This is a genomic window from Salinivirga sp. (assembly GCF_035268865.1).
Lineage (GTDB): Bacteria > Bacteroidota > Bacteroidia > Bacteroidales > Salinivirgaceae > Salinivirga.
On the sequence record NZ_DATFKB010000024.1, the window covers coordinates 1 to 24082 of the forward strand.

At 42.2% G+C, this 24082-nt stretch carries 18 protein-coding genes; 9 read left to right on the top strand and 9 right to left on the bottom strand.

The features are described from left to right. Positions 1-155 precede the first annotated feature (155 nt). The 5 genes from VJ937_RS01500 to VJ937_RS01520 all read left to right on the top strand — a co-directional run bounded on the left by VJ937_RS01500 (position 156) and on the right by VJ937_RS01520 (position 5640). Positions 156-1181 carry a VWA domain-containing protein gene (locus tag VJ937_RS01500; protein WP_324065150.1) on the top strand — a complete coding sequence of 342 codons (1026 nt, stop codon included), beginning with the start codon at positions 156-158 and terminating at the stop codon, positions 1179-1181. After that, positions 1178-1993 carry a tetratricopeptide repeat protein gene (locus tag VJ937_RS01505; protein ID WP_324065151.1) on the top strand — a complete coding sequence of 272 codons (816 nt, stop codon included), beginning with the start codon at positions 1178-1180 and terminating at the stop codon, positions 1991-1993. Before VJ937_RS01500 ends, VJ937_RS01505 begins: the two co-directional genes overlap by 4 nt. 35 nt (positions 1994-2028) lie before the next feature. Then, positions 2029-3840, top strand: a complete 1812-nt coding sequence (locus VJ937_RS01510; protein WP_324065152.1) for a BatD family protein — start codon at positions 2029-2031, stop codon at positions 3838-3840. Beyond that, a complete protein-coding gene (locus tag VJ937_RS01515; protein ID WP_324065153.1) occupies positions 3837-4625 on the top strand; it encodes an SH3 domain-containing protein in 789 nt (262 codons plus the stop codon). Before VJ937_RS01510 ends, VJ937_RS01515 begins: the two co-directional genes overlap by 4 nt. Before the next feature lie 427 nt (positions 4626-5052). Next, on the top strand, positions 5053-5640 hold the full coding sequence (locus VJ937_RS01520; RefSeq protein WP_324065154.1) for an outer membrane beta-barrel protein: 588 nt from the start codon (positions 5053-5055) through the stop codon (positions 5638-5640). 122 nt (positions 5641-5762) lie between these two features. Here the strand turns inward: VJ937_RS01520 and buk (VJ937_RS01525) are convergent, their stop codons facing one another. Then, positions 5763-6842: a butyrate kinase gene (gene buk, locus VJ937_RS01525; RefSeq protein WP_324065155.1), complete on the bottom strand. Its 1080-nt coding sequence runs from the start codon at positions 6840-6842 to the stop codon at positions 5763-5765. Between the two features lie 558 nt (positions 6843-7400). Between buk (VJ937_RS01525) and VJ937_RS01530 the strand changes: the two genes are divergently transcribed. The 3 genes from VJ937_RS01530 to buk (VJ937_RS01540) are packed head-to-tail and all read left to right on the top strand — an operon-like array spanning position 7401 to position 13094. Next, positions 7401-8543, top strand: coding sequence for an acyl-CoA dehydrogenase family protein (locus tag VJ937_RS01530; protein WP_324065156.1), 1143 nt, complete (start codon positions 7401-7403; stop codon positions 8541-8543). A gap of 36 nt (positions 8544-8579) precedes the next feature. Further along, positions 8580-11942: a methylmalonyl-CoA mutase family protein gene (locus VJ937_RS01535; protein ID WP_324065157.1), complete on the top strand. Its 3363-nt coding sequence runs from the start codon at positions 8580-8582 to the stop codon at positions 11940-11942. Positions 11943-11993: 51 nt separating this feature from the next. Continuing rightward, complete coding sequence (gene buk, locus VJ937_RS01540) at positions 11994-13094, top strand: butyrate kinase (protein ID WP_324065158.1); 1101 nt, start codon at positions 11994-11996, stop codon at positions 13092-13094. Between the two features lie 315 nt (positions 13095-13409). On the opposite strand, the gene VJ937_RS01545 is transcribed toward buk (VJ937_RS01540), so the two are convergent. The 5 genes from VJ937_RS01545 to VJ937_RS01565 all read right to left on the bottom strand — a co-directional run bounded on the left by VJ937_RS01545 (position 13410) and on the right by VJ937_RS01565 (position 17632). Further along, the gene (locus tag VJ937_RS01545; protein ID WP_324065160.1) at positions 13410-13901 is read right to left on the bottom strand and encodes a PaaI family thioesterase; all 492 of its coding nucleotides are present in this window, start codon (positions 13899-13901) and stop codon (positions 13410-13412) included. 108 nt (positions 13902-14009) lie between these two features. Beyond that, complete coding sequence (locus VJ937_RS01550) at positions 14010-15656, bottom strand: phosphoenolpyruvate carboxykinase (ATP) (protein ID WP_324065161.1); 1647 nt, start codon at positions 15654-15656, stop codon at positions 14010-14012. A 173-nt stretch (positions 15657-15829) separates the two neighbouring features. Beyond that, the gene (locus tag VJ937_RS01555) at positions 15830-16435 is read right to left on the bottom strand and encodes a lysine exporter LysO family protein (protein ID WP_324065162.1); all 606 of its coding nucleotides are present in this window, start codon (positions 16433-16435) and stop codon (positions 15830-15832) included. Positions 16436-16438: 3 nt separating this feature from the next. Next, positions 16439-16714, bottom strand: a complete 276-nt coding sequence (locus VJ937_RS01560) for a LysO family transporter (protein WP_324065163.1) — start codon at positions 16712-16714, stop codon at positions 16439-16441. 12 nt (positions 16715-16726) lie between these two features. Continuing rightward, on the bottom strand, positions 16727-17632 hold the full coding sequence (locus VJ937_RS01565) for a nucleotidyltransferase family protein (protein ID WP_324065164.1): 906 nt from the start codon (positions 17630-17632) through the stop codon (positions 16727-16729). A 215-nt stretch (positions 17633-17847) separates the two neighbouring features. On the opposite strand from VJ937_RS01565, the gene VJ937_RS01570 reads away from it, so the two are divergent. After that, the gene (locus VJ937_RS01570) at positions 17848-19605 is read left to right on the top strand and encodes an ATP-binding protein (RefSeq protein WP_324065165.1); all 1758 of its coding nucleotides are present in this window, start codon (positions 17848-17850) and stop codon (positions 19603-19605) included. Positions 19606-19654: 49 nt separating this feature from the next. Here VJ937_RS01570 and VJ937_RS01575 read toward each other — a convergent pair whose 3' ends face one another. The 3 genes from VJ937_RS01575 to VJ937_RS01585 are packed head-to-tail and all read right to left on the bottom strand — an operon-like array spanning position 19655 to position 23597. Beyond that, positions 19655-20536 carry a DUF4249 domain-containing protein gene (locus VJ937_RS01575; protein ID WP_324065166.1) on the bottom strand — a complete coding sequence of 294 codons (882 nt, stop codon included), beginning with the start codon at positions 20534-20536 and terminating at the stop codon, positions 19655-19657. A gap of 3 nt (positions 20537-20539) precedes the next feature. Next, entirely contained in the window at positions 20540-22888 is a 2349-nt protein-coding gene (locus VJ937_RS01580; protein ID WP_324065167.1) for a TonB-dependent receptor, read from the bottom strand. Positions 22889-22925: 37 nt separating this feature from the next. Next, the gene (locus tag VJ937_RS01585; protein ID WP_324065168.1) at positions 22926-23597 is read right to left on the bottom strand and encodes a hypothetical protein; all 672 of its coding nucleotides are present in this window, start codon (positions 23595-23597) and stop codon (positions 22926-22928) included. Positions 23598-24082: the final 485 nt, after the last annotated feature.

The window sequence follows — 24082 nt, forward strand, 5'->3', positions numbered from 1 at the left end:
GACCAGATGGAGAAAACCCGGATAGAGACCAAGTCATTTGCTAAAAAACAGGAAGAGTACATCTGGTTTGCCATAATTGCCGCTATAGCCCTGTTAACGGAAGCTGTGCTCAGAGCAACCATATTCAGAACAATGCCTTAAAAAACAGAACCAATATGTTTGAGTTTGGATACATACAATATTTACATCTACTGTGGATCATCCCGGTGTTAGTCCTGCTGTTTTGGATTATGCGCAGAAAGGGTAGAAAACAACTGGAGCGTTTTGCCAGCAGTAAAATGATTGCCCGAATGGCACCAATGCGCTCACGCTCAAAGCCATGGTGGAAATACATACTTTTAATGCTGGCTCTGGCAGCTATCATTTTGGCCATTGCCCGGCCACGCTTTGGTACACGTATGAAAGAGGTGCAGCGTGAAGGTAAAGAGCTTGTGGTAGCACTCGATGTTTCCAGAAGTATGTTGGCCACTGACATTCAGCCAAGCCGACTGGAACGGGCCAAACGAGCTATTGTAAAGTTGCTCGATCGGCTCGATTACGACCGCATATCATTGATTGTATTTGCCGGTGAAGCTTATACACAATTGCCACTTACAACCGACTACCCGGCAGCTAAAATGTTTATTTCATCGGTCGAAACAGAAATGATTCCCCAGCAAGGTACAGCCATTGGCGCTGCCATTGGTCATGGTATAAATTCATTTTCGCCCGGCGAAGAGAAAAATAAAGCCCTGATTATTATCACAGATGGTGAAAATCACGAAGGAAATGCCATTGAAATGGCCAAAGAGGCAGCTGCAAAAGATATTAAAATTTACACCATTGGAATGGGATTGCCCGAAGGAGGTCCAATACCTGTCAGAGGCAGGAGCAATGAGTTCCATAAAGACCGCAATGGTAATGTGGTAATTACCAAGCTCAACGAAGGAATGCTGCAGCAAATTGCAGCAGCAGGCGAGGGATCTTACATCAGAGCCAACAATATACGTTCGGGATTAAACAGCCTGTTCGATGAAATCGATCAGCTTGAGAGAGCTAAAATGAAATCGAAAGTCTATGCCGAATACGACGAACAGTTTCAGTTTGCCGCCTGGATTGCCCTGTTTTTCCTGTTATTGGAATTCTTTATTCTGGAGCGGAAAAATAAATATTTGGCCAACGTAAAAATATTTCAAAAATGATGAGGAGATTAATTAACATATTGCTTTTGCTACTATTTGCCGGATTAACGCAGAGTTATGCGCAAAAAGAGCGCAAGTACATTCGCAGTGGAAACGATATGTACTACGAAGCACTCGACGACTCCCTTAAGGTGGATAGCACAATGATGCAGAAAGCCGAGGTTGAGTACCGTAAAGCCATTGAGAAAAAGCCCTCCACATATGAGGGCCGGAACAATTTGGCCAATAGTCTCTATCGCCAGAAAAAGTACGAAGAGGCCCTCAAAGAGTGGGAGTCGCTTACAAGCCTTAATGTGGATGAACGCAAAAAAAGCAAATTGTATCACAACATCGGGAATGCTTACCTTATGAATAGTAAGCTTAAGGAGAGCATTGAGGCTTATAAAAATGCACTGCGTAATTATCCCAGCGATACGGCTACAAAATATAACCTGGCTTTTGCGCAAAGCAAATTGCGCGAACAACAACAGCAACAAAAGAAAAATCAGCAAAATAAAAATCAACAAAACAAAGATCAGCAGAAAAAGAATAAGCAACAGCAAAAGCAACAACAAAAAGATCAACAACAGAAACAACAGCAATCGGAACAAGAAAAGCGCAAACAAGAGCAGCAGGCTCAGCAAAAGCCCGGTGAACAGAAAAAAGCTCAGCAGAAACAAGGCAAAAAGGGCGAAAAAGGAGAGAAAATTTCTAAAGAAGATGCCATGCGCATATTGAAAGCGCTTGAAATTGACGAGAAAAAGCTGCAGCAAGAACTAAAAAGAAGAACAAAGAAAAGTTCGAATAGTAAAAAAACCGAGAAAGACTGGTAACTTTACAGGGTTTTTGACCCGAAAAATCGTACAACATGATAAGATTTTGGATTATAGCCATACAAATCATGATTTTACCCTTTGCCGCCACAGGGCAGGGGGTTAACATCACCGGTGAAGCGCCCAATGTAGTAAAAGTAGGGGAGCGCTTCCGGTTGGTATATAAAGTAGATGCTAAAACCGATGCGCCACATATCGAATTACCCGATGTTTTTACTGTACTGTCGGGGCCGGGTGTTTCGCAAAGTACAAGCATACAAATTATTAATGGGCGGCAAACCACCTCTTTTAATCTTACCTTTACTTATGTATTGGTGGCTGATAAAGCAGGTGAATACACCATACCCGCTGCAGAGGTAGAAAAAGACGGTGAAAAAGCCCGTTCCCGGCCTATTTCCATTGAGGTATTAAAAAGCAATGCCAGCCAAAACCAATCGCAAGCACAGAGCAACTCCAAAACTCAAAAGCAAGAGGTAAAGTCGGGTGGCAGTGATTTCTTTGTGCGTGTTCAAATCAGCAGAAACAATATTTACCAGGGCGAACACCTCGTTGCTACCCTCAAACTCTATACAAAACTGAGTCTTGCAGGTTTTGAAGATATTAAGTTTCCTTCGTTCAGCGGTTTTTTTAACCAGGAGATCGAAACACCACAACAGATTTCGCTTCAACGCGAAAATGTAAACGGACAAATTTATCAAACCGGTGTAATTAAAAAATACGTGTTGTTCCCACAGCGCAGCGGTAAACTTACCATCGATCCTTTTGAAGTGGAAGCTGTAGTCAGAGAGCGGGTAAGGAGCAACGATCCTTTCGACGATTTCTTTGGTGGACGATACCGGCGATACACCATAAAAGATGAAAGTCCACAAACTACTGTAACAGTAAAGCCTTTGCCTGCAGGAGCACCTGCCTCTTTCAGCGGTGCTGTGGGTAATTTTAATCTCGAAACCTCGGTTGATAAAACATCCCTTAAAGCCAACGAGTCGCTGACATTAACCGTAAAACTCACCGGTGAGGGTAACCTTAAGTTGGTAGAGATGCCCAAACCCGAATTCCCGGGCGATTTCGAGGTGTACGATCCTAAAATCAAACCTGCAATTCGCGTAACGCCCAGCGGAGCGCGCGGTTCCATTACCTATGAGTACCTGCTTATACCAAGACACGAAGGAACATTTGAGCTTAATCCTGTTACATTCAGTTATTTTAATCCTGCCACAAGGCAGTATAAAACACTCAAAGGACAATCATTCGACATTGAGGTAGAAAAAGGCGACGGTTCCCAGAGCGGGGTCGTGGTTTCCAACTACAGCAAGCAGGATGTAACCAATATTGGAACAGACATACGTTTTATACAATCAGGCAATTTAGGGCTCCGGCCCATGAATACCGTATTCTTTGGAACTTCACTGTTTTGGCTCATTTATATTTTAGGCATCGGGCTCACCATCATTGTACTGCTCATACGCCGTAAAAAAATCAAAGAGAGCGCCGACCAGTTGCGCATGCGCACCAAAAAAGCCAGCAAGGTGAGTAAGAAACGCCTGCGCGCCGCTGCCAAAGAATTAAAAGCCGGTAACGATGGTGCAATGTACGAGGCTATTCTGAAAGCCATATGGGGTTACCTGGCCGATAAACTCACCATTGATGTGGCTTCGCTCACACGTGATAATGTTGGCGACATGCTAAAAGAGCAAGGTGTACCTGCAGAAATCATTGAAAAACTAATTAAGTTAATTGATGACTGTGAATTTGCCCGATACGCACCGTCGGCAGCTCAAAGCGACAGTAAAAAAGTATACAACGATGCCGCCGATATCATTGGTAAACTTGAAAAACAGATTAAATGATGACAAAAAAGTTAATCACATATATCGTTACAGGATGGTTTGCCATAGTAATGGCTATGGGAGCCACACCACAAGAAAACGAGGCTGCAAAGTATAAAACATGGATCGATTCGGCAGAAGCCGCTTATACAAACCAAGACTATAGCAAAGCCGCAGATTTTTACCAACAGGTGTTGGAGCACGGCATGACATCAGCAGACCTGCATTACAACCTTGGGAACGCCTGGTATAAGCAGGGAGCGTTACCGCAGGCTATTCTGCATTATGAAAAAGCATTGAAATACAATCCGGCGCACGAGGATGCCCGTTTTAACCTGCAAATGGCCAATAGTCTCATAACCGACCGCATTGAGCCTTCACACGTACCATTTTACAAGCGGTGGTACAAACAATTATGGCAATCCATGCCCATTGATTCATGGGCCGTATTGAGTATTGTGGCATTTTTGGCACTTATCGGAGCCATACTGCTGTTTGTATTCACCCGCTCCATAGCACTTAAAAAGACAGTAGTGCCCATTGGCCTGCTGGGACTTGTACTCATGATTTTGAGTTTGACACTTGGCGCCGAGGCCCGGTCCTATTTGGAAGATACCCACAAGGCTATTGTGTTTGAACCAACCTTAAACGTAAAAAGCTCGCCCGATAACAGCGGCACAGATTTGTTTACCATCCACGAAGGATTGAAAGTTGAGGTACGTCAGGAGCTCGGCGAATGGTCAGAAATTGAAATCGCCGACGGGCGCGTAGGCTGGGTACCCAACGAAAGCTTTAAAAAGGTGTAACCAAAACATTGTTTTTACAATAAACCGGATAAAAAGTGAGGGTTTCGCACAAAGCGAAGCCCTCACTTTTTATTTACGATCTCGATGGAATCGAGAAAAGTAATTTGTCGCAAATTTTGTGTGTCCCGGCTGCTCCATAATTGCAACTAAAACCAGCAACTCACCAGATGTATTGTTCATTAAATTTTACAAAGCAAACGTTCCGTATGTTGTGGAGTATTAAAGCCCTTAATAATAATTATTTAGGATGGTGGGGGTTTGGGTTTCAGATCGCATGTGTGGCATTAATGCATTTTTCATGTTCATGACTAAGAAATACATGTTCAATCTCAGGATATGCGCAGTCGTCGGGTTTTAGTTTACCATGTTGTGCAGGCTGCATACTTTTGTTTCATCAGATTTATTAATAATTTAAAATCAAATAAAAATGAAAACAAAAGTATTAGTTATTACAAGCATGTTTGCACTTTTAACGTTGGGCGCAATGGCTCAAAAAAGTGATAAGAAATTTAGTGTAGAATTTAACGCCGGAGCAGCTTTTCCCGTGAAAGAAATCGGGGAGACTAAACTTAATCCCGGTGCAGGGTTTGAAGGTCTTTTACACTATCGTTTCATGCCGCATTTGGGCGTATATGCCGGTTGGGGCTGGAACAAGTTGTCGGCCAATAATTCATTTGCCGGCAGCGATATGTGTTTCGAAGAAACAGGTTATGTTTTTGGGTTACAGTTCATGCATCCCATTGCCGATTACCCGTTTTCGTATTACGTTCGGGGCGCCGGCTTGTATAATCATATTGAGATTGAAAATGCTGATGGTGAAATTATTCACGATACCGGTCACGGATTAGGTTTTCAGGTTGCAGGTGGTTTGAATTTCAATCTGGGTGAAAACTGGAGCCTGAATCCCGGTGTCAAGTTCAATACTTTGAGCCGCGATCTCGATTTCGAAGGTATTTCAATGACTATGGATTATCAATACATTGCTGTGAGGGTAGGTGTAATCCGGAAATTTTGAAAGCTATAGATGAGCGGGTTTTGATGCATTTGCAAACCCGCTCTTTTTACAATTCACACGTCATGAGCTTTAAACAAAAAGTATCAACCTCCTCATTTAAACCCTTCTTTCAAATATTAAATTCACTCTCCGGGATAATTTAAAACATCTTCCTCTCCGTCATACATCCTGTAAAAACCTTCTGCCAAGGCTTCCATCTCACTTTCTCCGGGAAATACATGGTAATCAGCAAGTGTAGCCACGTAGCTTTCTAAATCGTCAGTAAGCCTTTTGCTGTGTGCTATGCCACCAGTAATACCAATGCCCTGTGCACGTCCTTGTGAAGCGGCAATGCAGGCGCCTATCTCTTTGGCTACCTGGTAAACAAATGCATCGTAAATCAGTTCGGCTTTTTTATTACCATTGTCTATCATTTTAAGCACTTCCCGCACATCAGTGGTGCCCAGGTATGCTTTAAATCCGCTGTTTTGTGAGAATAGTTTTTTTACTTCCGGCTCCGGTTTGCTGTAGCATAATTCCATTACACCACGCAAGGGAAGTGCTCCGGCACGGTTAGGAGAGAAGGGCCCCATTCCAAGCAAACCATCGTTTACATCTACTATGCGGCCACCACTGACAAGGGCTATTGAGATACCACCACCCAGGTGTGCCACCACAAAGTTTGATTCATTAAATGGCACTTGATAGATTTTAGAGAGTTTGCGTGCTGTCATTTTTACATTTAGCGTATGCGCACGGCCATCGCGCACAATACAGGGTACTCCCGATATTTTGGCCACTTCACTTAATCTGCTGGTGGAAACCGGGTCTACCGTGAAACATTCCTCCAGGCCAAATTCTTTTTTTAGTTTATCTGCCAGGAGGCTGCCCAGATTAGAGGCATGTTCACCGTATTGAGCAGAGCGGGCATCATACAGGAATTCCTCATTGATACGGTATGTGCCTCCACTGACGGGTTTTACAATGCCACCCCGTCCTACAATTCCAATTACTTTAACTGAATTATTTTTAATGTATTCGTCCAAATAAAGTTTTATTTTTTTGTGGCGGTATGGCAGCTGATCAGCAATGCGCTCAAATTGCTGCAACTCGCTTTGGGGGTGGTCAATGTTCGCTGATGAGAGTTCGCCCTGGCGGTTGTAAAAAGCAACCTTAGTAGATGTGGAACCCGGATTAATGACTATTATAGCTTCGTTCTCCATATTTTGTTTTTGTGAGGATTTTTAATTTAAAAAGGTATAAAAGATGCTTTTTTATCAATCTTTCATTCAGCCCGCTATTGTTGTAATTTAATAAAAGTAATAATTCTGACTTGTAAGATAAAAGACTTTTAGGTCAACTTTTGTTCATGAATTTAGTTAAGTAATTAAAACCCAACTTGAGCGGTTTGAACATAGTGAAAAAGCGTTTTTACGCCAGCAGGCAGATAATTCTATGCTCCGCTGTCCACGTTTGCTGAAGCTATAGCGTTTCACCTGCGGCAAGTCTATGGCGAGCGAAGCGAAGCGAAAGCTACGCGAAGGCGAAGCCGATTTAGAAATTGTCGGTTTTCACCGAATAAGTGAGGTGAAAGGCATACAATTTCTTCATCGTGTCCAAAAAATGCTCAATTTGGATAAAAGTGATATGCATATACAAAATTTTACATAATAACAAATTAATATATTTATATGCTTTTATAGTTAAATTGATTTTATTAACTTGTATAACCAAATGATTGATTTTGTGGGCAGATTATTCATCACTAAAACTAAATTACTATGCATTTTGAATACACCGAAGAGCAAATTATGGCGCAACAATCCGCAAGGGATCTTGCCCAAAAAGAGTTTATCCAGGATGTGATTGAGCGTGATACCCATGCTATTTTTCCTGAAAAACACGTAAAAAAGCTGGCCGAACTGGGCTTTATGGGTATGCAGGTCGATCCGAAATACGATGGCACTGGTATGGATACGGTTTCGTATGTACTGGCGCTGGAAGAGATTTCAAAAGTTGACTCATCGTTGGCTGTGATCATGTCGGTGAACAACTCACTGGTATGCTTTCCAATAGAGAAATATGGCAACGAGGAGCAAAAAGAAAAATTCCTCATGCCACTTGCACGCGGCGATAAGCTGGGTGCATTCTTGCTTTCCGAGCCCGAAGCCGGCTCCGATGCTACTAAGCAACGAACCATTGCAGAGGATAAAGGAGATTATTACATAATAAATGGTACCAAGAATTGGATTACAAGTGGTAATTCAGCCAATACTTATGTGGTTATTGCACACACACATCCGGAAAAGGGGCACAAGGGCATCAATGCTTTCATAGTGGATCGTCATGCTGAAGGCATAAGTGTAGGCCAGCACGAGGACAAGATGGGCATGCGGAGCTCCGACACTCATTCAGTAATGTTTAGCGATGTGAAAGTGCCAAAGGAGAATCGCCTGGGTGATGATGGTATGGGTTTTAAAATTGCAATGAAAACTTTGGAAGCCGGCCGGCTGGGTATTGCAGCGCAGGCTCTGGGACTGGCTTCAGGTGCATATGAGCTGGCACTCAAATATGCCAAAGAGCGTAAAGCATTTGGTACTGAAATTATCAATCACCAGGCTATTGCCTTTAAGTTGGCCGATATGGCAACAGAGATAGAAATGATGCGATTGCTTGCTTTTAAAGCTGCCTGGCTCAAAGATAGTGGGAAACCTTTTGGAACCGCAAGTGCCATGGCAAAGCTCGCCTGCGCCGAAAAAGCCATGCAAATTACCACCGAGGCTGTACAAATTCACGGCGGTTACGGGTATGTGAAAGAATACCATGTGGAGCGCCTGATGCGTGATGCCAAACTCACCCAGATTTACGAGGGTACATCTGAAATACAAAAAATTGTAATCTCAAGAGCTATCACTTCAGCATAACATGCTGCGGCTAAAAAACATCAAGAAATCAGTGTTATGAAGAAACGTAAAGTGTACAATCCGACCAACAAGATCAGGGTGATCACAGCCACATCGCTTTTCGATGGGCACGATGCCACAATTAATATCATTCGCAGAATTTTGCAGTCGAGCGGTTGCGAGGTAATTCACCTTGGGCACAATAAATCGGTAGATGAGATTGTAAACTACGCCATACAGGAAGATGTGCAGGCTATAGCTGTTACTTCTTACCAGGGCGGACACATCGAGTTTTACAAGTATATGTACGATTTGCTGAATGAACGGGGTTGCGGACATATTCAAATTTTTGGCGGTGGCGGAGGTGTAATTTTACCTGAAGAGCAGGAGGAACTGCATGAATATGGCATTGCCCGAATTTATTCACCAGACGATGGCCGCAAAATGGGGCTACAGGGTATGATTAATGATTTGATGAAAAAAAGCGATTTCCCTGTAGGTCAACGCGAAGTTGATTTGGAAAAAGTAAAAGATCAGAATTCTTATGAGATCGCCTCCCTTATTTCCAAAGTAGAGAATTACCCCGATGTGGCGAAAGAAATAATGGAGAAAGTCACTGCCGATACCCAAAAAACTCAAGTCCCCATCATTGGCATGACCGGTACGGGGGGAGCTGGTAAGTCATCTATGGTAGATGAAATAATTCGCCGTTTTAACGATATTTATCCTGAACTGAAAATCGGTATTGTTTCGGTAGATCCAACACGCAGAAAAGGCGGCGGCGCCCTTTTGGGAGATCGTATTCGCATGAATGCCATCAATCATCCTAATGTATACATGCGCTCGCTGGCTACGCGATCAGAAAGCCAGGCCCTCTCAATTCATGTAAAAGATGCGGTTGACATTCTTAAATATGCCGGATTCGACCTTGTTTTACTTGAATCATCGGGCATTGGGCAATCGGGCACAGAAATTATTGACCAGAGTGATGTATATTTTTATGTAATGACACCTGAATTCGGGGCAGCCACACAGCTCGAGAAAATAGCCATGCTCGACTATGCCGATATTGTAGCCCTCAATAAGTTCGATAAACAGGGCGCACTGGATGCTTTGCGTGATGTAAAAAAGCAATATCAGCGCAATCACATGTTGTTTGAACAGCCACTCGAAGAGATGCCGGTATATGGTACCATTGCATCGCAATACAATAACGAAGGGGTGAATATTCTTTTTGAAGCGCTAATTAATACCGTTACTGAAAAAACCGGATACAAATTTCCCGTAGTAAAGCAAAATCTGCGAATTAGTCATAATGACCAGGAGATTGTGCCATCGAACCGGGTACGTTATCTCTCAGAGATTGCAGAAACAGTGCGCAATTATAATCAGGAAATAGAAGAAAAAGCAGCGGTGGCCAACCGGCTTCAGGCACTGCTTACTGCCGCAGAAGAGCTTACTCGTGAAAAAGATATTGAAGCACTACTGAACGAAAAGGTGGAGTTGTTAAAGCAGGAACTGGGCAGCGAAAATTACTCTATTCTGGAGCAATGGGAAGCGAAAAAGCTACGCTATAGAGATGAACAATATACCTACAAAGTAAGAGGTAAAGAAATCAGGGTTGAAACGCATGTGGAAACGCTTTCGCATACCCGTATCCCGAAAGTATCTTTGCCAAAATATAAAGCCTGGGGTGATATTCTGAAATGGAACCTGAAAGAGAATGTGCCAGGTGAGTTTCCATATGCTGCCGGTGTTTTCCCATTTAAGCGCGAATTCGAAGATCCTACGCGCATGTTTGCCGGAGAGGGTGGGCCCGAACGTACCAACAAACGTTTTCATTACCTGTCGAAAGACCAAAAAGCTAAAAGGCTCTCTACGGCTTATGATTCGGTGACTCTGTATGGCTCCAATCCCGATATACGACCCGATATTTATGGAAAAATTGGTAATTCGGGGGTTTCTGTGGCCTGCCTCGATGATGCCAAGAAACTTTATTCCGGATTTGACCTGCTCGACCCGGCCACATCAGTTTCAATGACCATCAACGGACCCGCACCTTTTATGGTTGGCTATTTTTTCAATGCGGCTATTGATCAGCAGTGCGAAAAATATATTGTAGAGCACGGCTTGGAAGACCAGGTCAAACAAAAGGTGAAGGAGATTTATAAAGATAATGGCATCAATTTGCCTAACTACCTGGGCGACCTTCCGGATAACAATGATGGTCTGGGCTTGAGGCTGCTCGGTGTGACAGGCGATCAGGTGCTGCCAGAGGATGTGTACAATGCCATCAAAGAAGAGACGCTGCAAAAAGTGCGTGGTACAATTCAGGCCGACATTCTGAAAGAAGATCAGGCCCAAAATACCTGCATCTTCTCAACAGATTTTGCCCTTACCATGATGGGTGATATTCAGCAATACTTTATCGACCACAATGTGAAAAATTTCTATTCGGTTTCTATTTCAGGGTATCATATTGCAGAAGCCGGAGCCAATCCCATCACACAGCTTGCCTTTACATTGGCCAATGGTTTTACATTTGTGGAATACTACCTGTCGCGGGGCATGCATATCGACGATTTTGCACCACGGCTCTCCTTCTTTTTCTCCAACGGGCTCGATCCCGAGTATTCTGTAATTGGGCGGGTTGCCCGGCTTATTTGGGCCAAGGCTATGAAGTATAAATACAAAGGCAATGCACTGTCGCAAAAGCTGAAATACCATATTCAAACTTCGGGCAGATCGCTGCACTCGCAGGAGATCGAATTTAACGATATTCGTACCACACTGCAGGCATTGTCTGGTATTTACGACAATTGTAACTCCCTGCATACCAATGCATACGATGAGGCCATTACCACACCTACCGAGGAATCGGTGCGCAGAGCAATGGCCATTCAAATGATTATCAATCATGAGTATGGCCTGACTAAAAATCAAAATCCATTGCAAGGGTCATTTATTATAGAAGAATTAACCGACTTGGTAGAAGAGGCCGTGCTGGTAGAATTCGATAGACTTACAGCGCGCGGAGGAGTGTTGGGTGCCATGGAATCGATGTATCAGCGTGCTAAGATTCAGGACGAGTCGCACTATTATGAAGCGCTTAAACACAGCGGGCAGTTGCCAATTATGGGAGTAAATACTTTTTTGTCTTCCAGCGGTTCACCTACTATTGTGCCCAATGAAGTAATAAGGGCAACAGACGAAGAAAAACAACATCAGATTGAAAATATCAAAAAGTTTCATAAATTGAACAGTCAAAAAGCTGAAGAGATGCTAAAAGCGCTTAAAGCAGCTGTGCTGGAGAATAAAAATACATTTGAATACCTGATGGAAGCCACTAAATACTGTTCAATTGGTCAAATTACCAATGCATTGTTCGAAGTTGGTGGAGAATACAGACGCAATATGTAGACATATTTTTTATATTTATACAAAATTATAATCCTCTAAAATCTATAGCATATGAATTTTAAGACTGATTATTCTGCTGAAAATCTTGTACTGGTTGTAAATCCAAGAGTCCCCTTTACAAAAATCGGGGTCTACAATAATAGTAAGCTTGTTTTTTTAAAGAAAATAAGCCACAACGACGCAGATCTGGCGGAGTTTACAAAATATGAAGATCAGACAAACTACCGCAAGGAGGCTATAATTAAAGAACTCAGAGAGAATGATGTGGATGTGGATAAAATTCGCATAGTAATTAGTCGTGGAGGCCTTATAAAACCGGTTAAATCGGGTATTTATGCTGTAGATAAAAAAGTGAAAGATGATTTGTACAATTCTGTGCAGGGATCAGATATAGTGAATCTTGGCGGGTTGATCTCTGATGCCATTGCATCTGAACTCCCCGATTCGAAGGCGGTTATTGCCGATCCTGTGGTGGTAGATGAGTATGATGATGTTGCCAGGGTAACAGGTTTACCCGAAATTGAGAGAAGATCTATTTTTCATGCACTTAATCAAAAACAGGCCGCATGCCGTTATTCCAAATCTATCCATAAAGCGTGTGAAGACCTGAATTTAATTATTGCCCACCTGGGAACTGGCATTACAGTAGGTGCGCACAACAAAGGACGCGTGATCGATGCCAATATGGGTTACGATGGCGATGGCCCCTTTTCACCCATACGTGCAGGAAGCCTGCCCACCGGTGACTTAATTAAACTATGCTATAGTGGTAAATATACCGAAGAGGAGATGCTTAAAAGAGTTAGCCTTGAAGGAGGTCTTTTTGCGCATTTTGGTACACCAAGCGGAATCGACGTGGACAAAATGGTGAAGCAGGGCGATAAGCAGGCAGAACTGGTGTTTAGTGCCATGGGTTATCAGGTGGCTAAAACTATCGGTTCAATGTATGCCGTGCTTTACGGACAGGTTGATGCCATTATTCTTACCGGTCCAATGGCCAATAGTGAATGGTTGGTGAAAAAAATTGTGGACCGGGTAGAGCACTTCGGTAAAATTGTAGTGTATCCGGGTTCCGATGATATTGAAACACTTGCTATGAAAGGTGTTGGTGTAATCAATGGCGAAGAAGAAGTAAAAAAATATCAGGGCTAGTGTATTGTAGATCGCAATTGTGGGATAATTGATCACGAGCAGTATTCTTCAGTAAACCATTGAGTAATTTATGTGTTTGGATGTTGGAATCGAATTTAGCAGGCCATTGAGTAGCATGTGGGTTTGAAAGTGGGAATCGACTTTAGTGGGCCATTGAGTGGCATGTGGGTTTGAAAGTGGGAATCGAAATGGCTGTTGTAAAACCTAACATCATTGACCCGCATCACAGTCCGGAAGGTCGTTTTAATATGTGCCGGGTATATTCTGGGCCTGGTGGATCGTCAATCATATATTTTGGATTTCTGGAAAAAGTTGTCAGCCATTCCCTTTCTCAATAATGTCTTTAATATACCGGTCGGGTACCTGGATTGTAACTACTTCTCCTGTGGCTGTGACTTCGTCTTTGGCCAATACACGTACATCAACAATTACTTTTTTACCTTTTATTTCACGTATGGTACCCCGTAGTTCCAATATGGTATTGATGGGGGTGGGTTTGATGTATTTAACGTTAAGCATTCCGGTAAGGAATCGGAAAGAAGGTTCGCTGTCCATAGGCCGGTTTTCTTTACGATACATTGCTGCTGATGCTGATCCGGTTCCATGGCAATCGATTATTGAAGCCAGCAACCCACCGTAAACATATCCGGGAATGGCAGTTTGATAAGGTCTTGGTTTATATCGGGTTACTGTTTCATCACCATCCCAATAGGTTTTGATCTGGTATCCGTGCTCGTTCATCGTTCCACAGCCATAGCAATGGCTGAGATGGTCTGGGTAATATTCCTGAAAGGCTTTTGTTTCCATAATATTGATTTTTATTTGATTACATAACAGGTTAGCGAGCTTTTCGTTTAAAATATATAAAAAGGGGCTGCTTTTCAGCAACCCCCCTGTGCTCAGTTTATTTGCTTTTTATTTTCCGGGACAGGATTTTATAATACCGTCACTTAAACCATGTGAGCCATAGGCTTTGTCAAAATGCTCAGAGAATTTTTGAGCAAGTTTTGCTGCTGTGGCGTCATAGTCGGCCTTGTCTGCCCATGTATTTTTTGGTATCAGCATTTCATCGGGTACATTAGATACCGACTTTGGCACGTTTACGTGGAATATATCGTTTTTCACATATTCGGCTTTCTCCAGTTCCCCATTAAGTGCGGCATCTACCATTGCACGGGTATACTTAAGTTTGATACGTGCTCCTACACCATATTTACCACCGCTCCAGCCGGTATTGATCAGGTAAACTTTGGTGTTGTACTTTTTCATTTTTTCGCCCAGCTGCTCAGCATACACACTGGGTTTACCCGGCATAAATGGTTGTCCGAAAAAACGGCTGAATGTAGCTTGTGGCTCAGTAACCCCGGTTTCTGTTCCGGCCAGTTTGCTGGTATATCCCATCAGGAACCAAAGCATAGCCTGGTCAGCATTGAGTTGCGATACAGGAGGTAATACTCCGTAGGCATCGGCTGTAAGGAAAAGAATTGTTTTCGGGTGGCCGGAGGTAGAGGCCGGTTTAATGTTAGACAAATATTTAAGTGGGTAAGATGCACGGCTGTTTGGTGTGTAACGATCGTCGAAATAGTCTACAGTGCCATCGGGGTAAACCATCGCATTTTCTACTATTGAACCATGGTTTAACGGATCATCTTCGTGCATAACAGCTTTCCAGATTTCCGGCTCGTTTTCTTCTTTGATATCGATCATTTTTGCATAACAACCATTTTCAAAGTTTGCAATGCCATCTTCGCTCCATCCGTGTTCGTCATCACCAAGTAATGCGCGTTTGGGATCTGCCGAAAGGGTCGTTTTGCCTGTTCCTGATAGCCCGAGCAACAATGCGGAACTTCCGTCTGTTCCTTCATTTGCACTACAGTGCAGTGGCAAAATACCTTCGAGTGGCAAATAGTAGTTCATTACGGTAAACATGAGTTTTTTGATGCTGCCCATGTAAGCTGAACCGAATACAATACCAACTCTGCGGTCGAAATCCATGGCTACACACATGTTTGATGTAGTACCGTCTGGCATTTCACGTAAACGTCCTTTATAACGATCGGGGTTTAGTTTGTTGTCTGGAAGTGCCAAAAGGGTAAATCCGCGTTCAGCAAAAATACTTTTTTCGATATCTTCAGGCATATCGCGGAACATATTGTCTACAAATACTTGCGAAAGAGATTTGTTGACAACAGTTTTTACGGGAAGTGCATATTTCGAATCTGCTCCAATAACACGGTCAGTTACATAAACTTTACCCTTGTTCAGCGTCTCTAAAGCATCCTCAAATACCATTTCAAACGTTTGCGGGTCGAGTGGAACATTATTGGGCGAGGTCCAGTCGATCGTGTCAGCCGTAGCTTCGTGTTTTACAATGTAAGTGTCTTTGGGGCTTCTTCCGGTCGATTCCGGGCGTGTCCAGGTTGCGAGTGCCCCACCTTTCATGGTGATGGCTTCTTTCCGGTCTAAAGACTGCTGGATTAGAGATTTACGTTCTGGATTAGATTCAACCGACTGGTGACGTTTTAGCATTTCCTCCAGTTGGTTTTGAAAAGTTGTACTCATAACAGCTTATTTTGATTACAATATTATTTTGATGTAGTTACAAAAATAGATATTTCGATATAATATGTGTTCTTCTTACCGGTTTTTTTTGTTTTCCGTTGAATTTAATATGTATCCTTAACATCTGAATACTGTTTATGTTTTATTCATTTTTTTGATCGTGGCCCATTGCTTTATGCCATTTCAAGAAACAGTGAAACTATTACAGGAACCAGAATTGTGAGCACAGTGCCATGAAAAACAGAGATAATTGCATATTCTTTACCCACATATCTTGTAATGACAGGCAGGGTGGTATCCATAGAAGTAGCACCAGCAGAGTTTACAGGAGCAAGTTTACCTGCTTTTTTTGCTAAAATTGGTGTGAGAATGAGGGTAATGATTTCGCGAATTACATTTGCTATGAGGGCAATCACGGCCAGGGTTTCTGTGCGCATTTCAGCTATAATGATGCTTGATAAACTATAATAACCATATCCTGCGCCTATGGCCTGTAGGTCTGTAAAACTAATTTCTGCTAAAAATGGCATGATGAGGATCATGCCCAGAAAAGTGCCGACTATGGTTGCCAGGGGAACCAATAATATTTTAAGTTTAACTTGTTTAATGACTTTAAATGCACTGGAATCTGCCCCAATACTTATACCTACCAAAAACATGAGTAAATATAAAGCGTATACCGAATAATCGTTTTTTAATAAATGACCGGGCAATAGCCCCTGCCAGCTCAGTAGTAAACCCAGCGTAAAAAACAGTAATATGTAAATTGTGGCCCGCATATTTCAGTATTTTTTACGAAAAAAGAAATAATATACCACACTTCCAGCTACTACCGAACCTGCAATTCCCACTACAGCAATGAGCAGGGCCTGGGCTCCAAGCACTGGTAGTTTTTGGATGATTGTTGGATTACTACCTATGGCCACACCCATCAAAAACAGCAGTCCAAAAACTGCAAGCATGATCAATTTGTCATTAATCATCACTATTTTGGGCTGTTTTCGCAAAAAATAGCCCAGCAAGGCGCCTGCTGTCATAATTACCAATACTGCAACCATTGTATTATTTTTTTACCACAGTTTCTCGGGATAAATATTTTGTGCAATCATTTCCTGTATGCGTTGTATGGTGGCCTCTTTATCGGCCTTATAGGTTACTCCAAACCATTGGGCTGTGGTATCAAGTACTTTAACAGTAGCTTTTTGCTGCTCAATGAGGTTGGTAACGGTGGCCGGTATGTAAAATTCCGATTTGAGTTCGTTTCCTTCAGCTTTAAGAAAACGAATAAAATCCTCACCGGATTGTTTGAAATAGTGCTGCGAGAATCCCCAGAAGTTCATAGATACCTGGGCATCCTGCGGAACTTCACCGCCGTCTTTTTCCGATGTTATTTTGTCATTTTTCCATCCAATGGCTTCACGTTCTGTAACATTTATGAGGTGTCGTTTTTCGTCTACTTTGCATACGCCTCGATTTACAGTGCCATGTTCCGATAGTGTATTTGTTACAGGGTAACCTACCATACTGTATTCGGTGCTATCGCTTTCAAGTTTCTCCAGGTATTGTGCCATCACCTTAAAAGCATCGGCTCCATAAAAATCATCGGCATTAATTACGGCAAAAGGTTCATTTACAGCGTTTCTTGCTGCCCATACGGCATGATTTGTTCCCCAGGGCTTTGTGCGGCCTTCCGGTACTTTAAAGCCCTCCGGTAAATCGCTGAGTTCCTGAAAAACATAGTCTGTGGCAATTTTATCTGAAATTTTGTGAATGAATCGTGCTTTAAATGCCTCTTCGAAATCTTTTCTGATAACGAATACCACTTTTCCAAAACCGGCTCTTAATGCATCGTAAACCGAATAATCCATAATGGTTTCACCATTGGGGCCCATTTGGTCGAGTTGTTTTAATCCGCCGTAGCGACTGCCCATTCCGGCTGCCAGAATAATGAGTGTGGGTTTCTTCTTTTGTTGCATGGTTAATATGAATTGTTTATGCTTAGGTGCAAAAGTATAGAAAAACCTGAGATTGCAGGAAAATATTATTAAAAGCTTAAATTAATTAATTGTATTGAAATTCGAATGAGCTGAAAATACCTCCTGGTATAATTCATGAAAATTGTTTGTTTTTTCTTAACTTTGATACTAACCATACTTCAAAAATCAACTAAATACCATAAAAAAATAAACATATGAATAAACCCATTACCTATTTTCCTGCTATTGCGGCAGTTACAATTATTGCAGGAGCAATGGCATATTGGGTGGTTGTTAACAACAATCAAAAGTCAGCACAAAACGACAAAGAGCTGTTAAAAAGGGCCCGTACTAACTATAAGTCAGTTATAAATGGGATTAATAAATCAGCCGATTTGTTTTACAGGCAGGTAGTGAACCAACCGGAGGTATTGCAAATAATGGAAAAGGCAGCCAGTGTTTATGGGGATGACCGTGATGCATACAGAGGACAATTGTACCAGAAATTATTGCGTCATTATGAAGATTTAAAAGAGATTGGGTTTCGCCAGTTGCATTTTCATTTGCCCAACGGGACGAGTTTTCTCCGTTTTCACCGGCCCTCAAAATTTGGCGATAACTTAAAACCTTTTCGTTATTCTGTAAAAAGAACAAACGAAACGCTTGAGCCAACCTCAGGTTTCGAAGAAGGCAGGATTTTCAATGGTTACAGATTTGTATATCCACTGCTGAAAGGAGAAAAACATATTGGTAGCGTTGAGGTGAGTTCTTCTTTTTTGCAGGTTAGTCAGGACCTGAAAAACCTGGAAAAATCCTATTCAAATGTAATATTAAAGAAGTCGGTTACAGAGAGCAAGCTTTTTGATGATGAAAGAAAGAATTATAAAGTTTTCGACCTGCAGCAAAGCTACGTTTGGGATAGAAATATTATTGAGACAACTGATGGTAAAGTTGATTTTGAGTTTTTGCGCAATCTCATTGCTCAGGCTCCGGATCAGGCTTTAAAGGCCATCAATAAAAATTTCGCAAGTCTGACCAACATTAAGCTTGAAGATCAGAATTTTGCGTTTATTGTTTTACCAGTACCCAATATTCAGGGTACACATGTTGCCAGCTTGCTGATAGCTTATTCAAATTGCTATGCAACGCAATTGAAAGAGGAACTTAAGGTCAGACTGGCCATTCTAATTTTTCTCTATTTGCTCATTATGTTCGCTTTTATAGTTATTATAAGGCGCGACAGACGCATTTTAAAAACTACCAGGAAGCTTCAAAAATCGCAGCTTGATCTTGCCGAGGCTGATGAGGTGAAGGCCAAACTTTTTGAAATTATTACACACGATATGCGTAACCATTTCAGCGCAGTAAATGGTTTTTCAGACCTGTTGAACCGCAAGTTTTACGGCAACCAACCCCAAATGGATAAGTTGCTTAATGGTCTTAAAGATTCTATCCATCTTACAAACAGCCTGATGAATAATTTATTTGTATGGTCGAGAATTCAAATAGGTAAAATCGATTATAAACCCGAGTTATTTGAGGCTACGAAATGGGCAGGTAAACTTATAGATAATTATGCAACTATAATGGAACGCAAGCAGGTGAAGCTTGTAAATGAAACCCGTGGTCCGGTTTATATTTATGGGGATAAAGATATGATAGCATATATAATCAATAATATTTTGCATAACGCCATTAAATACTCCGGAAAAGGATCTGAAATTAAGGTAATTATTACCGATGATACTAAAAAAAGTGTGATTGTGGTGCAAGACCAGGGAAAAGGGATGACACAGCAAAAGGTTGAGCAAATTATGAGCAAAGAGAACTGGAGTGGAAGCAAGGAGGGGAATGATATTGGCCTTGGCTTACTTATTACCCGGCGCCTAATCAATTACCATGAAGGAGCAATAAATATTGAAAGCGAAGCCGGCGTTGGCACTACGGTCACTGTAACGATTCCCAAAAAATAGGCAAGCTCCCAAAAATTTGGAAGCTTGCTCAATTCCATTGTAAGTAAGTTTAGTAATGGTATCCGGATTGCCTTATTGCGGCGGTATCCCAAATGGCTTGTGCGCTTTTTACTGATGCTGTCATAAAAAATCCAAATACATTCGTTCCTTCCAAATTATGCTCTACATTCGATGGTGGGCCGCTGAAGAGCGGTGCAGAATAGTTGGCCTCTTCCTGCGCTCTTAAAATAAACTCATAAAGTGGTTCTGTGAGCGCATAAATCTTCAGTGTAACAGTATCATTTGGATATAAACGCTCATCAGTATCTTCTTCGTTTAAAAAATACGATTCCAGGCCATTTATGTACTCACCATTGAAAAATACATCGTCTGTTACAAAAATTTCGTAGAGTGTATCTGTGACGAGCGTATCGTTTACAAATGCTTTGAACATGTAAAAGTTTTCTTCATCGCCTGGTTCATTGGCATAGGCCCTTATTGCCCAGGCTTCCCAGGGATCAATCCATTCCAGCTGAATGCTATCGAGCGGTTCTACATGTGGTACAGAATCGCTTGCAGTAATGGGGTCGAAATTTCCGTCGTTATCGGTATCTACACTGTCAATGAATAAATAGTACCGCTGGCCTTCTACTGCATGAAAATTTTCAGGTGTATAGTACTCGCCGGGTTCTTCTTCGGTCAATATAATTTCCTGATTGTTACCTGTTATTTTTACACTTGCACCTGTTATCTTTTGCGGTTCCTGGTCATTGTATAATGATTTAGACCAGCTTAGTTTGATTACATGTGCCGTGGTGTCGGTGGTTATCATTCCCTCCACTACAGCGTGAGGGGGAAAGTCTTTACCCAGTTCAGAATCCAGTTCAATGCGTTCTGTGCATGAGAACGCGAGTAAGGTGCTGAGTATAATTAGAAATATGATTTGTTTCATGACTTAAAATTTAATGTTGAATGAAACAGTAGGTAAAATACCAAACAGATAGGTCTTTTCAGCATATATTTTATGCGGATTTTGCTTGTCCTGCTCAAAATTTATGGCCCATGCATTGTGCCGGTCATAAAGGTTGTAAACTGAAAGGTTCCAATTGCTTTCTACTTTTCTGTCGCCAGCCATCATCGGTTTGTTCTCCCATGTAAGTGAGAGGTCCATACGATGATAATCGGGGTAGCGGTCTTCATTTCGGTCTGAATAAATCGGCACATAATTTCCATAAACTTCTGCCATTCCGCGTGGGAATGTAGCCGGCAATCCTGATGAATATACCCATGTGGCTCCAACAGAGAGTCGTTTCATGATTTCGTAATTAAGCACAATTGATACATCGTGCGGTTTGTCATATGGAGCAAGAAATGGTTCTCCTTCATTTACACCATTGATTTTCCGTTCTGCATGAGAATAGGTGTAGCTTGCCCAGCCATTGAACCGCTCAAACTGAAATTTCACCATCAATTCTGTACCATAGGCCCATGAACGGCCAAAACGCAATTCGCCCTCCAGGTCTTCATTTAAAAGTAGTACCGCATCATCTTTAAAATCTATGGTGTTTTCCATCCATTTGTAGTAAACCTCGGCTGAAGCTTTAAGTTTATTGTCAAAAAAGTTTCTGAAAAAGCCAAGTGCAACCTGATCGCCTATTTGTGGTTTTACATTGGGCGATGCCGAAAACCAAATGTCCAGCGGTGTGCCGGCATTGCCGTTCCGGGCCATTTGTATGTATTGTGTTGTTCTGGCATAACTGGCCTTTATGGATGAATATTCATTCAAAGTGAGGTTCATGCTCAATCTTGGTTCCCAGTTAAAATAGGTTTGGTATATACCTCCGCTGTGTTCGGTAGTATCGACACGTTCACTGTTTTCATATGTGTAGGTTGGTTTATTTCCATAATTACCAAACGACGAGTTGCGCAACCCACCTTTGAAAGCGAGCAGCGCATTTACTTTATATTCGAATCCCACATAAATGCCATTTTCTATGGAGCGGTTAATGGGCACGCGCACCGACCCTAAAGACGACACACTATCGCTGGTTCCTCTGGCATACCCCGGGTTAAACACATGCAATGTGCTTTGAATACCGTAGTTAACTTTGAGCCTGGGTGTGGCGAAATAGGTAAAATCGTATTTTGCAGTTAAGTCATTGAGTCCGGCTTCCCATAGAAATGAATTGGCTTCATTTTCGGGTGTTCCAAGTGAGTAATAATAGTTGCTGTAAACTACTGAGAGGTTGGAGAACAATTTTTTCGAAAATAGATGATTCCATCGAATTGTTCCGGTGCCATTTCCATAACCCATGCGGGCAAACTCCGAGCCGAATACATCGCGGCCAAAATAGCCTGACAGAAATACGCGGTCGTTGTTGCTTATTTTATAGTTGATTTTCGTATTGAGATCGTAAAAAAACAAAGTATTGTTTCTGATATCTTCATTGCGGGAGAGTGGTAAAAATAAGTCCACATAGGTTCTGCGGCCCGAGGCCATGACGGAGATTCGGTCTTCCCACAGCGGCCCCTCTATTGTGGCTCGTGATGAAATGAGACCGATTCCGCCCACACCACTAAATTGCTTATTGTTTCCCTCGCGCATGTGTATGTCGAGCACAGAAGAGAGCCTGCCACCGTATTTTGCAGGTATATCTCCTTTGTAAAGCTTTACATCTTTAATGGCGTCGTTGTTGAATACCGAGAAAAAGCCCATCAGGTGAGAAGCATTGTACACATTCGCTTCATCTAAAAGAATAAGGTTCTGATCCAGATTTCCTCCGCGTACGCTGAATCCGCTTGAACCTTCTGCCGGTGTTTGAACTCCGGGCAGTAGCTGTATGGCTTTAATGATATCGACTTCACCCATCAGTGCAGGGATTTTTCTGATATCGTCGCTGCCCAGTTGTTCTACACTCATTTCTGTTTTGGTGATATTGGCATTGGATTTTTCGCCTGTTACAACTACCTCCTCCAGCTCCTCCGCAGTGGGTTCAAGTTCAATATTGCGCGATAAATCTTTATCAGATATGGTAATGGTGAATGTTTTCGCTCGATAGCCAATAAAGCTGTATCTCACATTGTAAGTCCCCGGCGCAAGACTGATGGAATAAAAACCGTAGACATTGGTAATGGTACCCTGTCCGATTTCCTGCACGTAAACCGTCGCACCTATAAGGTCTTCGCCTGTGGCAGCGTCAGTAATATATCCGCTGAGTACAGGTTTACGTTCATTGGTATTGTCGGCCCTGTTTGCAATTGGACCCAACAATAGAAGTATGGTGATAATTATAAATAATCTCATAATGAAAGTAAATACTTATTAAGTGATGCTGTCAACACTAATCCTTTTTTGCTCCAAATCCGCCAAATGAGAAAGTTATATTACCGAAAGGCGCATTGAATGCATCATCTTCAAAATATCGCTTGGTGTTTTCCTGGTCGTCAGCAATGTAAGTTTCTGTGCCAATACCTGTTACAAAACGGTACCCGGCGCCGAAACTAATTTTAAACCAGCGTGTCAGATTCATTTCCACTTCTGCCTGTGGGGCTATTACGCCTATAAAATCGTTATGGCGATCATTTTCATCGTATTCAAAATCAGAATCGTAGAGTGAAATAGTGCCGAGGCCGAATTTTGAGCTTATACCAAAATGTACCGGATTGTTGGGCATAAAAATATAACCCATCCAAAGCCCACCTGAGCCAAATTCAACATTATAATTCACATTGATTTTGTTGCCGTGCTGGTCATAAATTTGTGGAAACTGGTGCTCTGAAGCCATTCCCATACCATAACCTCCAATAAAAAAGGTATTGTTGAAAATAGCGGCACCGCCACCGCCACTAAATACAGCAAAGTCTCCATCGTAGGTACTGAATTGTACAATTGGCGCACCAAAACCGCTAATGCGGTAGTCTTTATTGCTGAAAATGTAGCGCATTTCGTCTTCCTGCGCCTGTAATGTCATGCTTAACAATACAGCTAAAACGGTTAGATAAATAGGTTTCATAATTAATGGTTTTGGGTTAAGAAATCTCTGCAAAAATAGTTGAACGCTTGAAACCCACAAGATGGTATTGCAAGTTTAAACATTAATTAACAGAAGATGCTCAATAGCAGGTTGATGATTTGCCTTTTTAACTCATTTAGCTGATTAATGTTATTCAATCCCGGATTCCTTTAGAAATTCCGAACCGTGACACTCCCTGCGAGCGGAACCCTTACCTTCAAAGAATTGATTTTCTCAGTTGATCGATTTTAGTTTGTTTTTCGTTACATTTGTTGTTAGTGTAATTATTTCAAATCGACCAACTGGTTTACGAGCTATACGGCTTAACCGAAGAAGAAATACAGATTGTGGAGGCGGGGGTGCAATAGAAAGAACCGGACACTGCTGCCGCGCGATTAGCTACGCTGAGCTCCCTACGGTCGGTTGTATCGCGTGGTTACGTGCAATAACCGGAGACCTTAATCGGAGCCCGACTCCGAGTCGGA